The 12,029-nt window shown below is 69.8% G+C and carries 10 protein-coding genes; 2 read left to right on the top strand and 8 right to left on the bottom strand.

Going from position 1 to position 12,029, the window contains the following annotated elements; genetic code table 11:
- Positions 1-143 precede the first annotated feature (143 nt).
- Positions 144-1,202 carry an AI-2E family transporter gene (locus CMC5_RS05140; RefSeq protein WP_050429368.1) on the top strand — a complete coding sequence of 353 codons (1,059 nt, stop codon included), beginning with the start codon at positions 144-146 and terminating at the stop codon, positions 1,200-1,202.
- Between the two features lie 114 nt (positions 1,203-1,316).
- Positions 1,317-2,045: a DUF2490 domain-containing protein gene (locus CMC5_RS05145; protein ID WP_082362252.1), complete on the top strand. Its 729-nt coding sequence runs from the start codon at positions 1,317-1,319 to the stop codon at positions 2,043-2,045.
- Between the two features lie 67 nt (positions 2,046-2,112).
- Here CMC5_RS05145 and CMC5_RS05150 read toward each other — a convergent pair whose 3' ends face one another.
- The 8 genes from CMC5_RS05150 to CMC5_RS45660 all read right to left on the bottom strand — a co-directional run bounded on the left by CMC5_RS05150 (position 2,113) and on the right by CMC5_RS45660 (position 11,878).
- The gene (locus CMC5_RS05150) at positions 2,113-2,805 is read right to left on the bottom strand and encodes an HAD family hydrolase (protein WP_050429370.1); all 693 of its coding nucleotides are present in this window, start codon (positions 2,803-2,805) and stop codon (positions 2,113-2,115) included.
- 14 nt (positions 2,806-2,819) lie between these two features.
- Positions 2,820-3,644, bottom strand: coding sequence for a myxosortase MrtC (mrtC, locus tag CMC5_RS05155; protein WP_082362253.1), 825 nt, complete (start codon positions 3,642-3,644; stop codon positions 2,820-2,822).
- Between the two features lie 113 nt (positions 3,645-3,757).
- Positions 3,758-5,848, bottom strand: coding sequence for a TolB-like translocation protein (locus tag CMC5_RS05160; protein WP_050429372.1), 2,091 nt, complete (start codon positions 5,846-5,848; stop codon positions 3,758-3,760).
- Between the two features lie 84 nt (positions 5,849-5,932).
- Entirely contained in the window at positions 5,933-6,871 is a 939-nt protein-coding gene (locus CMC5_RS05165) for a PP2C family protein-serine/threonine phosphatase (RefSeq protein ID WP_082362254.1), read from the bottom strand.
- A complete protein-coding gene (locus CMC5_RS05170) occupies positions 6,864-8,066 on the bottom strand; it encodes a serine/threonine-protein kinase (protein WP_050429374.1) in 1,203 nt (400 codons plus the stop codon). Before CMC5_RS05170 ends, CMC5_RS05165 begins: the two co-directional genes overlap by 8 nt.
- A 231-nt stretch (positions 8,067-8,297) precedes the next feature.
- Entirely contained in the window at positions 8,298-9,806 is a 1,509-nt protein-coding gene (locus CMC5_RS05175; RefSeq protein ID WP_050429375.1) for a type 2 periplasmic-binding domain-containing protein, read from the bottom strand.
- Positions 9,807-9,810: 4 nt separating this feature from the next.
- On the bottom strand, positions 9,811-11,091 hold the full coding sequence (locus CMC5_RS05180) for a S1C family serine protease (RefSeq protein ID WP_050429376.1): 1,281 nt from the start codon (positions 11,089-11,091) through the stop codon (positions 9,811-9,813).
- 94 nt (positions 11,092-11,185) lie between these two features.
- The gene (locus CMC5_RS45660) at positions 11,186-11,878 is read right to left on the bottom strand and encodes a hypothetical protein (protein ID WP_169796461.1); all 693 of its coding nucleotides are present in this window, start codon (positions 11,876-11,878) and stop codon (positions 11,186-11,188) included.
- Positions 11,879-12,029 lie beyond the last annotated feature (151 nt).

Consider the following 12,029-nt stretch of genomic DNA (forward strand, 5'->3'; position numbering starts at 1 on the left):
CGCGGACGGCGCAGTGCGCGGCAGAGGGCGCTTCCGTCGGGTCTGATGCCGTCGTCGGAGGTTCGCGGCAGAGCAAACACGGCCATGCTGCCCACCACGAACCGGCGCAATCCCGGCTGTGCCCCTGGCATCGATCCGTACGTATGGAACGCGCGGACCGGTGGCTCTCGCTGGTGCTGCGGGCGGTCTTGATCGGACTGTTCCTGTGGACGATCAAGGGGCTGCTCTCCAGCGTGGTGGTCGGCGCGATCTTCGCCGTGCTCTTGCATCCGTCCCACAGGCGATTGCAGCAGCGGCTGGGGCCGTACCACGCGCTCGGCCCGACCCTGCTCACCGCGGGCGCGGTGCTGGTGTTCATCCTCCCGCAGGCATTGATCGTCTCCCAGCTCGTCTCGAACGTTCACGACCTGCTCTCGCGTGACTGGTCGGGCGTGCTGGACCGGGCTCAGTTCTTCTTCGCGGAGCGCATGGCCTCGCTCTCGGGGACGTTCGGCGTGGAGGTGGTGGGGGCTCGGGGTTACCTCGACGAGGCGTTCGGCAGGCTCGGACGCGGCATCGCAGGGATGGCGGGTGGGGTCGCGACCTCGCTCCCGCAGCTTCTCGTCGACCTCTTCCTGTTCATCGTCTCGTTCTATTTCTTCCTCCGTGACGGCGACGCGCTCTCGCGCTGGGTGCAGCGGATGTCGCCGTTCTCGCCGGAGGAGACGCGCCTTCTCGCGGTGTCGGTGCGGGACACGGTGAACGGCGCCGTGCTGGGGCTCCTCGCGACCGCGCTGGTGCAGGGGGCACTGACGACGCTCGCGCTGTCGGCGTTCGAGGTGCCCGGGGCACTTCTCTTCGGTGTCATCGCCACCTTGCTCTCGCTCTTGCCGCTGGTGGGGACGGCGCCGGTGACGCTCGGAGCCGCGTTCTATCTCTGCCTCGTCGGACGCAACAGTGCGGCGCTCGGGATGCTCGTCGCCGCCGCGGTGATCGGGATCTCCGACAACGTGGTGCGCCCGTGGGTGCAGAGCGCTCAGGGAGGGATGCACCCCTTGCTGGCGCTGCTCAGCATCCTCGGAGGGCTCGATCTCTTCGGGCTCTCGGGCCTGTTCGTGGGACCCATCGTCGCCGCCGTCGCACTCTGGGCCGTCGACACCTACGCCGCGCTGCGGCTCCGGGTGGCGAGGCCAGGGAGGTGGGCTCCCCCGCCCTTTCAATGAGGGACAAAGCGCCACGAATGCGGTGTGGGGACGGGGCAAAAAGCCACGTTGTGATCAGCGAAAAACGGCTGGATTCAGCGATTGAAGTACGCACTGCACAATTCACCGTGCGTCATGGCTATCAGCTTGATCTTCGGCGAGCTGTATGGCTCCACTGTAAAGATGAAACCTCCCCTCCCAGCCACGCTGCTGGCCCTCGCGATGTTCCTTCTGGCGCCTCGGGCGCGTGCTGATCACGAGGTCTGGCTGTGGCTGGAGACGCGCTCTCCGCTCCTGCGTACGGAGACGCCGAGGTTTCCCCGGATCGATCTCCGCACGGTCACCGACATGCGCATGAGTGGCCGCGCGGATGGCCTCCAGCAGGCATTCTTCCGTGCGGGGCCGCTGTTCTTTCTGACCGACTTCCTCTTCGTCGGCGTGCACGGGACGGTCTATGCGGACCGGCTCGCCAGTGGTGTGTTCGACCAGGAGTCGCGGTTCGAGCTGGAGCCCAACCTGTTCGGACGGTTCGGTGATTTCACGTGGAACGATCGGAACCGGTTCGAGGTGCGCTTCCGTGACAGCGGTACGCGCACGCGCTACCGCAACCAGTTCCGGTTGAATTACGCGCCGAAGAACGCGACCTGGATCCCGTTCTTCTGGAACGAGTTCCTCGTGGATCTCGCCGGGGAGGGACTGAACCAGAACCGCGCGCAGATCGGGCTCGGCCGCATGTTCTCGCCGTCTACCCGCGTCGATCTGGGGCTGATGATCCGCAGCCGCGAGGACGCGACGGGGTGGGTCCACGACCGGGTGATCAACCTCTACCTGCTGCTCGACATCCCGCCGCTGAGCCGCCCCTGAGGCGCGGCTGCTCCTCGTGGCGCCCGCGCACCACGGATCCCGCGCCCGCGCTCATCCGCGCCCGCGTTCACCAGCGCACGATGGGCCAGCCGCGTCGCTGTGCGATCCGGCGGAGGCGCGGGTCGGGGTTGACCGCCACCGGCTCGGCGACGAGCGACAGGAGCGGCAAGTCGCTGATGCTGTCGCTGTAGAAGGTGGCCTCTTCGAGGCGAAAGCCATGGGCTTCGGCGAGCGCGCGCGCCCGCTCGACCTTGCCTTCGCCGTAGCAGAGAGGGCGCACGGGGCGTCCGGTGAAGTGACCCGCTGGGTCGACCTCGAGCACGGTGGCGACGACGTGCGGGATGTTCAGGCGGTGGGCGAGGGGCCAGGTGGTGTACGAGGTCGCCGCGGTGACGATGGCGCACACGTCGCCGGCTTCCTGGTGGCGGCGCACGGCCTGTCGGCCTTCGTCACTGATGTGCTGCTCGACGTGGCTCGCAAACCAGGCGTTGCAGCGGGCGGTGAGGGCGGCCTCGGAGGTGCCGCGCAGGCTCTGGAGGATGCGGTCGACGACGCGCTCGGCGTCGAGCAGGCCGAGGGTGTACTGGGCGACCCAGTACAGCGTCTTCACGAGGTCGAGGAGCGAGGCTTCGCCGATTTCGCGCTGGTAGCGGACATAGAGGCTCACGGTCTCCCTGCGGATGAGGGTGCGATCCATGTCGAAGAGGGCCGCGCGCTTTCGCGGGAGGGGGCTTTTCGGTGCGGGTGCCGTCTCGGTCATGACGCCTCGGTGTCTCAAGGGGAGAGGCCGTAGCCGCGGGCCAGGGCCACAGAGAAGAGGTTGCACGCGGCGTGGAACAGCGCGGGGGCGCCCACGCCGCCCGTGCGGGCGCGCAACCAGCCGAAGGCGAGCGCCGGAAAGAACACGGCGAGTCGCGCGGGGTGGCGGATGGTGAGCACGTGGCCGATGGCGAAGATGGCCGCGGCGAGGAGCAGGCCCGGCCCGACGACGGCGCCGAGGACGCGCAGGCGAGGTGGGAAGGCGCGGTCGAGGGCGGTCTGGAGGTAGCCGCGGAAGAAGGCCTCTTCGGGGATGGCGACGACGAGGAGCTGCGCGGTGATCTCGTCGAAGGGGTCGGGGGCAGGGCGGAAGGTGAAGGGGCGCGCGGGGCTCCACCAGAGGCGGTAGCCAAACCAGAAGGCGGGGAAGAAGATGGCGCAGAAGAGCAAGGCCCAGCCGGTCGCACGCGCGCCGTCGGTGAGGAGGCGTCGGGCGGAGAGAGGAGCGGGCTCGAGCAAGCCGCCGAGGGACAGGCCGTGGGTGCGGATGGTGGTCTCGTCGTGGCGCAGGACGAGCCACCAGGTGGCCGCGAGGAACGCTACCCCCACGGCGGTGCCCGCGTAGTCCCGCGGGGCACCGTAGGAGACGGCCGTGACGAGGGCCGTGGTCAGCGCCGCAGCGACGAGGGGGCGCGTTGCCGACGTGGGCCCGGCGGCGTGCGCTGGGCCGTGGGGGGCGCTGCCTGGGGTGCCCAGAGGAGGCGATGACGCTGGCGCGGACGGGCCACGGGGCGGTGGAAAAGCGGCGGGAGGGGGAGCGGAAGGAGGCGGAGGCTGCACGGGGTCGACGAGCGGAGCGGTGAAGGCGCAGGGTAGCGCTCTCGCGGTCGGGAGACGATGTCCGTCAGCTCAGGGCTTGTCCAGGTGGGAGGGCGTTCGGGGCAGAGGTGTGGTCACTGGGGCTGCGAGAGGGCGCAGAAGCCGCCGACGCAGTTCGAGGTCGCGTTGCAGCAGTCGCCGGCCGTCGTGCAGGCTTCGCCGATCTGCGAGCAGGCGCCCGGGTTCGGGCTGCACACGTAGTTGCCGCCATCATCCGGCTGGCAGAAGCCGGTGCAGCACTCGAAACCCTGCGAGCAACCGGTGCCTTCCTGCGAGCAGGGAGCGAGGGCCCAGTAACCGCTCATGTTGATGGTGGTGAGGTCCTGGCCGGGGAGCCAGAACGCCGGGTGGCTCGGGTCCTGGCCAGGCTGGGGGTTGGCGTCGATGGCCGCGACCCAGAGCTGCTTGCGGTTCTCGTAGGTGGGGTTGGCGCTGGAGGCCATCTTGTTGCCGTAGTCGCGGGGGCTGACGAACACGACCCAGGTGTAGCCGCCCACGGAGATGGGGTTCACGGTGGGCTGGTAGTTGAGCTTCCGGTTCTTCGCGTCGAGCACGCCCACGCCGTTGGCGGCGTCGAGCGCGAGCTCGCCGAGCGCGCCGTTCACGTCGGTCATGTAGAGGTCGTTGAGCCCGACCTGGTTCGCGCCGTACTTGGCGCGGGTGTAGTCGCCCTTCTGGTAGATCACGCGCTGCGAGTCGGGAGTGAAGCTCGGGAAGGCGATCGCCTCGTTGCCGCCGGCCATGAGCTGCCGGCGGTTGCCGAGCGTGAGCGTGGCCTGGTCGAAGTCGAAGACATCGAGGTCGGCGCGCCAGAATTCGACCGGGTAGGCGCCGACGACATTGCTGGAGAAGGCGAGGAGCTTGCTGTCGTGCGAGAAGGCCGGGTCGGCGGCGTTGCCGACCAGCGTGTCGAGCGCGCTCGGGATCTCGGCGCCGCTCTGCACGTCGACGAGGCGCAGGATCATGCTCACGTCGTTGCGGACGAGCTGGCGACCATCCGGCGTGAGCGCGAGGTAGATGGCGCTGGAGTTGTACGACGACATCTGGACGACGTTCGGGGAGCTGGCCGTGAGGTCGATGGCACCCCAGGGGCTCGGCGTCTGCCCCTTGCGCTCGAAGAGGGAGGCGAGGGTGCTGCCGTCCTTGCTGACGGTGTGACATGCGACGCAGCGCTTGTTTTCGCTGCCTCCGCTCCACGGGGGGACGGTGCCGTCGTAGTCGGGCGGCGCGGGGGTGCCGAGCTGATCGAGGGGGCCGGAGTCGAAGACGAGGGAGGGCTGGAGCGCGCCAGGCGTGATCTTCATGAGCTGCCCGGTGTTGACGGCCCAGTAGTAGATGGTGCCCCGCAGGCTGCCCTGCGCCACCTTCCAGGTCGACGTCATGGGCGCGTGCGCCTGGCCAGCCGACAGGCGCGTCACCGAGACCTGGACGTCCTCGCCCACGTTGCTCTCCGTGAGCTGCGACCACTGCGCCGAGCTCAGCACGAACGCGCTCGGTGGCTCTGCGATGGTGTAGATGGTGGCTTCGACGTGGTTCTCACGGAGGTGGACGCGGTAGCGGTCCCCGGCCGCGCCGCCGTTCCACATGATCTCCGGCGGAAGGAGCCCGCGCGCGAACACGGTCTTGTCGTACGGGTAGAGCAGCGTCCCCGAGGGCGTCGCGTCGGGTGTGTCGAAGGCTTGCTGATCGGCAGGGGACAGGTTGGCGGGGTTCTCCAGGATGCGAAGCCGGACGGTGACCTCGGCCGTGGCTGTGAGGTCGTTCGACGCCCGTGCGGTGATGACGCCGACGCCACCGAGGGTGCCGCTCGCCGCGAAGGTGCCCTGCTGGTTCATCAGTCCGAGCACCGGCCGATCGATGCTCCAGGCTGCGGAAAGTTCCTGCACCGTCCCGTCCTCGAAGGTCCCCATGGCGCGGAAGGGGCTGGGGGCCGCGACGCCGTTCACCACCTCCACGGTGGCTGCGGGCGGGTCGACGGTGATCGAGACGAGAGGCCCGTGGTCTTCGAGGATCGTGTCGTCCCCGCCAGCGCCGCCGGAGCCGGCGCCACCGCCGGTGCCCTGGCTGGTGTTCTGGTTGCCAGCGTTCCCGCCGGAGCCACAAGCGTAGACACCCATGGCGAGAAGACAGGTCCACGAGAGCGCGAGCGCGCTGCCGATGCGCATGAAAGACACCTCCGCAGCCTGCCAGGCTACCACGGTCTTTCCCGCGGAGATGCGTTCAGGCGGACAGCGGTGCGGCTGGATCGATCAGGGCTTGTACTCCTGCACCGTGCGGATGGTGGCCTCGGCAGTGTCGCCTGCGGTCGCCGCCTTCAGGCCAGCGCCGCTGGCCTCGGCCAGGATGACGGTGATGTTGTCGTCTCCTCCAGCATCCTTGGCGTGCTCCACGAGGTCGAGGCAGGCCTGGTCGATGGGCGTGGGGGCCTGCGCGAGTGCGAGGATCTGTCGGTCGCTGAGCATGCTGGAGAGGCCGTCGGTGCAGAGCAGCAGCCGGTCGCCGCGCCGCAGGTCCAGCCGGCTCAGCGCGACGATGACGTCGGTGTCCTGGCCCATGGCCTGGAGGACGATGTTGCGTCGCGGCGAGCGCTCTGCCTCTTCTTGCGTCATCAGCCCAGCGTCCACGAGGAGCTGCACGTAGCTCTGGTCGCGCGTCACCTGACACAGGAGACCGCGCCGGATGAGGTAGGCGCGCGAGTCACCGATCTCGGCGATGGTCGCCGTAGTGCCCCGCAGGTAGACGGCCGTGAGCGTCGCACCCATGCCCTCGCGGCCCGGGCGTGCGGCGGCCCGCCTCACTTGCCGGCTCGCCAGCTCGATGGTCCGGCGGAGCCGATCCGCGTCGCTTTCTTTCGGGCGCACGCGCCCGCGCATGCCTTCGAGCAGCTTTTCCAGCGACAGTGCGCTCGCGACTTCGCCTGCGTTCGCGCCTCCCATGCCGTCCGAGACCGCGAGCAGCACGCCGCGGTCCCCGAGTCGCCAGGAGACCGGGGTGTCTTCGCTCCACTGTTCGCCGGTTCCGAGGTGCGCCATGAAGAACGCATCCTCGTTCGAGGTGCGCACGAGCCCCCGGTCCGTCAGGCCGGCCATGGTGAGCTTCACCTCCGCGCGTCCGCGGGTCATCGCGGCTGACATGCCGGTACCCGCGCGCGCGCGCAAGCTCGGCCTTGCATCGAGTGTGTCATCCATCGAGCCAGGCCTCCGTGAGGGCGGTCCCGGCGCTGTCGGCTGTGATGCCGCGGACCAGGGCCCAGCGGGCGAGCGAGGCGCCGAGTGCCTGCGCCGTCGCCCAGCGCGCAGCGGGAGAGAGTTCGAGCCCGCGGGCCAGGATCGCCCAGAGCTCCGGCTCCGTGGCCAGGGCCGCGGGACGCCCCAGGCGCTCCGGCTCCGCGTCGCGGCGGCCAGTGTCGGCCGGCACACCCCCGAGGGCTTGATGGAGCACGAAGCAGAAACCCCAGATGTCCACCCGCGGATCCGCGTCGGCCCCGCCGCGCGCCTGCTCGGGCGCCATCATGCGCGGTGTGCCGTAGAGCGGGGGGTAGAACGCGAGCTTGCTCGCCCAGGGACTGGGGGCCAGGGCGGCGATGCCGAAGTCGATGAGTTTCGGTGTGAGACGACCCCGCCCCTCCGCGAGGAGGATGTTTCCAGGCTTCACGTCGCGGTGCACGATGCCGAGGCGGTGCGCCTCGTCGAGGGCGCCGAGCACCGGCAAGAGCAGCTTGACCGCTGCGGTCGGGCCGAGCGGGCCTCCCTCGCGCAGGGCGGCGCCGAGCGAGCCCCCGCGAATGTGTTCCATGACCAGGAACGGAATCTCCTCTTCGGCCACCCCGAAATCGAGCACCCGCGCCGCGGCGGGATGAACGACGCGTGCCGCGACCCTTGCTTCGCGCAGCAGCCGCTCGCGGGCGTTCGGGATGCGCGCGGCCGGATGGATCACCTTCACCGCCACCTCGACATCCAGGCCCAGGCTCCGGGCACGCCACACGATGCCCATCCCTCCTTCGCCGAGCCGCTCGAGCATCTGATACCGGCCGGCGAGCAGGTGTCCTGGCGCGAGCTGCGTCGGAGGCTCCGAGATGCGCGTGGCGATCGCGGCGAAGAGATCCGGCTCGGTCGAGGCGTCCGCGAGTGCCTCGCTGACGGGGATGTGGCGAGCTTCGAGGCGCGTCCCGCGTCGCTCGTGCAGGTGGACGTAGCGCGTCGAGTGAGGCGCGCCCCGACGCGTGCTCGAGGGGGGGACGTTCCGGCGTGTGCTCGGTGGTGGCGAGCTCAGCGTGATCTCGGTGGCCGAGACACGCTGAGGGCGTGGCGATTGAGGTTTTGCCCCCCCGGAGGCCGGGGAGGTGCTCGGCGGAGGCCTGAGCGGGTCGGAGGGTGCAATCATGCTGGCTTGCTACGGCAAAGGTCGGACCAGCACGATTCCGCAGCAAAGCGGCAGAACTGAGCCTTTCAGGCGCTGCTCGGGGCAGCCCGGGTGTGACCTCGACTCCTCAGGCGAGGCATGCAGTCCTCATGCGCGTCAACCTTTGCGCACCTCTGCGACGCGACTGCACCCTCTGCTCACACGGTGACTTCCGGCGGGTCGCTCCCGACGTCCCCCCTCCAGAGGCATCGTTCAAGGGCCGCCCAGCACCTCGATGACCGCCGCGCCTTTGCCAGATGCCTTCGTCGCGGCGACGACCCGACTGGCAGGCAACCCGAAGCGGCCGATCGTCGCCTCGACCACGTGCTTCGTGCGCGCAGCATCCACGGCAGGGCCCCGCAGCACGCCGACGCGCACCACGGTCCGATCGAACGCCGACGCCAGCGTCCCTGCTGTCGTGATCAGGGCGTCTTCGTCCAGCTTTTCCTGTCGGTGTACGAGCAACGGCCGCGCCTTCTCCCATCCCTCGGGCAGCCTGACCACGGGCTCGGCCGCAGCGCTCCGCGACCCAGGCTCGGCCAGGGCGAGGGCGGCGACGACACGGTTGTTCACGGGGGCGGGGACCTGGGCGGGGGTCGTCAAGGCACCCACGCCGCGCCACAAGGCCCAGGACCGCTGGAACAGCGTCTCCAGCGTCAGCGGGTTCCGCCCGGACAGGCCGGCCATCTCCGCGTTGTCGGTGAATGTCGCGGCGCCGAGCTCGCCGAGGTGCTCGACGAAGGCCAGCGGGTCCGACGAGCCAGCGGCGCTCGCCACGCGGCGCGCTCCGGTGGGAGGATCGGCGGCCAGCTTGTTCATGCCCGTGAGCCAGCCGTGGGCCAGCGCGACCAGGGCTTCCGGGTGGCCTTCGATGAAGCCGCGTGGCGCGACGGCCACGTGGGGGATGAGCCGCGGGGTGTCGGCGCTGCTCAGCAGAGGACGAAAGCCGCTCGGGAGAGCGCCTCGCGCCGCGGCGGCGAGCGACACGCCGTCCGGCGCTTCGCCTGCCGAAGGCGTCACGAGCCGGACCTCTCCTGGCTGGACCCCGGAGGCCTCCAGCGCGAACAGCGCGAGGAACGTCGCCGGATCACCGGCCGTCCCGGCGAGCTTCACCTCGCCCTTGTCGGGCAGCGCGTCCTTCCGGGAAGCGACGACCTCACGACCTCGCGAGAACCCGACCACGAAGAACACTTCCGGGCTGAGGGCACGCAGCCGCTCGTACGAGGCGACCAGCGACGGGAGGGGGACGAGCACCACGTCCGCACCCGCCTCGTCGGCGCCGCCACGAGCGAGCGCTTTCTCGATGCTCACCATGTCGCTCACCGCAGCGAGCTGGACAGGGAGCCGCGCCGCAGCGAAGCCGCTCTTCTCACCCGCCGTCAGGCCGTCATTTTCGAGCAGTGCGGGCGCGAGCAGGTGCCATCCCAGCGACGCAACCCGGAGCGGTCGATCCATCAAGGGCTTCCGGCTCTCAGCGTTCCCAGCGTCAGTCCCACCGTCCGTCGCTTCGCGGGCTCCGCCGCCAGCGTCCGGAGCGCCGCCGCCATCCTCGGGCGTCGCGCTCGGGGCACCTGTCGTGCTCGCCGCCGGGTCGACGCCAATCGGCTTGGCGACCAGTGGCCCGCTCGGGGCCATGTGTTGCGTACGGGGGCGCAGCAGCAGCAACGCACCGAACGCGAGGAACAGAGAGATCAACAGGCCGAGGACGATCTTGGAGCGCAACGACTCACCACTGGGTAGGAGCAGAGCTCTGGTCGCCGAGCCGCCTTCGCTGCGGATAGCTCGGCTGGATGAGCCGCTTGAGTTCGTTGACCGGGATGGCCAGGTTCAGGTTCTGTGCGGCCGAGAAGGGGCTGCCGAGCGTGGCCGTGCTGATGCCGATCACCTCGCCGCGCAGGTTGAAGATCGGCCCCCCGGAGTTGCCGGGCGAGATGGGGACCGACATCTGGATCCACGTGCGGCCTTCATAGATGCGCCGGGACGAGATCAGGCCATCGGTGAGGGTGTGCTCGAGACCCAGCGGGTTTCCGATGGAAACGGCCCGCTCGCCCACCACCACCTTCTCCGAGTCGCCGAGCGTGAGCGGCACCGGGGCCTCGGGCGTGCCCGCGTCGTTGGAGGGCTTCGTCACGTCGACCCGCAGCAGCGCGAGATCGGACTCGGGCGCTTCGACGAGCAGATCCATGCGCTCGTACACGGCGCCGTCCTTCAGCTTGAGCCGTAGCCGCTGGGCGCCCTTCACCACGTGGTGATTGGTGGCCAGTGTCCCCTCGGTGTCGATGAAGAACCCCGTCCCGCTGCCAGAGCGGACCCCTTCGTCACCCAGGACGAAGATCGTGACCACCGACGACGAGAACTTCTGGAACAGCTCGGAGGGGCTTCTTTCGCCCAGCGTGCCCGTGTCGGTGGCGCCTGCGTCCAATGTTGCCGCGTCGGTGGCGCCTGCGTCCGGGGTCGCCGCGTCGACGTCACCGGGCGGGCCGGCGTCCTTCGTCGTGCTGCTCTCCAGGGCCGGCATGCCTTCGCTTGGCGTACCGATCGCGGCGGGCTCGGCGCTCGCCGATGAGGAAGGCGTCACCTCGGAGGCGGGCTCCGGCTCTGGCCAGGTCACGTCCGCGCTGGCGAGCGCATAGGCCACGCGAGCCAGCTCGCTCCAGCCCGAGCGCACCAGCCTGTCGCCTTCCGCCACCAGCCAGGGGCGGGTCGCCTTGTTGCCGGCAGCGGTGAACACGAAGGCGAAGCCGAGCAGCCCGACGGCGAAGACGTCGGTCACGATCCCGCGGGCCCGCTTCGGGTCATCCTTGGGAAGGAGACGGTCGGCGATGGCGAGCGGGACGATGACGGTCCCCACCAGCGCCGCGCCCAGGCGCGCGTAGATGCTGGTCGTCATTGCGCCGACCGTGGCCATGATGGAGATCGAACTCGCGACCAGACCGAGCGGGATTGCGGCGAGCTTGGTCAGACCGCAGGCGAGGCGGAGCCTGGGAGACAGTTCCTGTCGCGACATGGACCTCGGGGGGATGGGAGCCTGAGAGGGTCCGCTCGTCAAGGTCGGGAGCCTGGCCTCGTCCCTGGCGGGACGCGCGCCTTCTCGTGGCGCTTCACAGCGGCAGCCAGAAGTTCGGCCCGAACAAGCGCCGCCCCGCCTCGATGGTCGCGAAGGCGCGCTTGATGTCCCGGCGTGACTGATGCTCGGCGAGCTGCACGGCGTAGGGGACCCAGAGCGGGCGGCACACGAGCAGCGCCATGAGGTGCATCTCGGCTTCCTCTTGCTCCGCGAGCTCGGCATTCACCCGCGCCAGGATGGTGTGCACGGCGATGGGGGAGCCCACCTCGGCAATCCTGTCCGCCGTCTCGCGCACCTTGAGCACCGTCGCCTCGGTGGGCTGCTTCTTGAACTCCTGGAAGGCGCTCTCCAGCTCCTGCTCGTTGGCGACCTGCTCCCGCAAGTGCTCCTCGACCAGCTTGCGCCAGTGCTCCACGAACGGCAGCTCGCGCAGCACCGCCGAGCGGTCCACATGGACGAGCACCAGATCGGCCTCCTTCCAGTCGCCCGCCTCGCGCGACAGCTCCAGCGCAGAGACCACGCGCGCCTCCTCGTGCTGTCCTGGTTCCTTCGTCAGCAGCCAGCGCTCCCAGTAGAGCGCTCCCCGGAAGCCTGTCCGCGAATGGACCTCATACCCCTCGGTGCGGGCCGCCTGGGCTTTCCGGATGAGCATCCCCTTGTGCTGCTGCACCTCGGGAACTTCAAGCCTCTCGGGCCAGGGATCGAGCCGACGAAAATCCACACTCATGACGACCTTGGGGCGGCCAGAGAGCCTGACCATTCCAGGGGACACGCTACCACGTGAACGGCGGCACTGGCGTGCAGGGGAGGAACGCGGACGATGATCTTCCGGCCGGGTCGGCCGGCTCACTGGCCGCGCATGCTGCCCAGGACGCCAG

This window comes from Chondromyces crocatus (assembly GCF_001189295.1).
GTDB lineage: Bacteria > Myxococcota_A > Polyangia > Polyangiales > Polyangiaceae > Chondromyces > Chondromyces crocatus.

What these genes read in the sequence shown, in the direction of transcription:
- CMC5_RS05140 (WP_050429368.1), top strand. Translation starts at nt 144, where the DNA reads ATGGAACGCGCGGACCGGTGGCTCTCGCTGGTGCTGCGGGCGGTCTTG.
- CMC5_RS05150 (WP_050429370.1), bottom strand. Translation starts at nt 2,805, where the DNA reads ATGACCGAGACGGCACCCGCACCGAAAAGCCCCCTCCCGCGAAAGCGC.
- CMC5_RS05165 (WP_082362254.1), bottom strand. Translation starts at nt 6,871, where the DNA reads ATGGATGACACACTCGATGCAAGGCCGAGCTTGCGCGCGCGCGCGGGT.
- CMC5_RS45660 (WP_169796461.1), bottom strand. Translation starts at nt 11,878, where the DNA reads ATGAGTGTGGATTTTCGTCGGCTCGATCCCTGGCCCGAGAGGCTTGAA.
- CMC5_RS05160 (WP_050429372.1), bottom strand. Translation starts at nt 5,848, where the DNA reads ATGCGCATCGGCAGCGCGCTCGCGCTCTCGTGGACCTGTCTTCTCGCC.
- CMC5_RS05170 (WP_050429374.1), bottom strand. Translation starts at nt 8,066, where the DNA reads ATGATTGCACCCTCCGACCCGCTCAGGCCTCCGCCGAGCACCTCCCCG.
- CMC5_RS05145 (WP_082362252.1), top strand. Translation starts at nt 1,317, where the DNA reads ATGGCTATCAGCTTGATCTTCGGCGAGCTGTATGGCTCCACTGTAAAG.
- CMC5_RS05180 (WP_050429376.1), bottom strand. Translation starts at nt 11,091, where the DNA reads ATGTCGCGACAGGAACTGTCTCCCAGGCTCCGCCTCGCCTGCGGTCTG.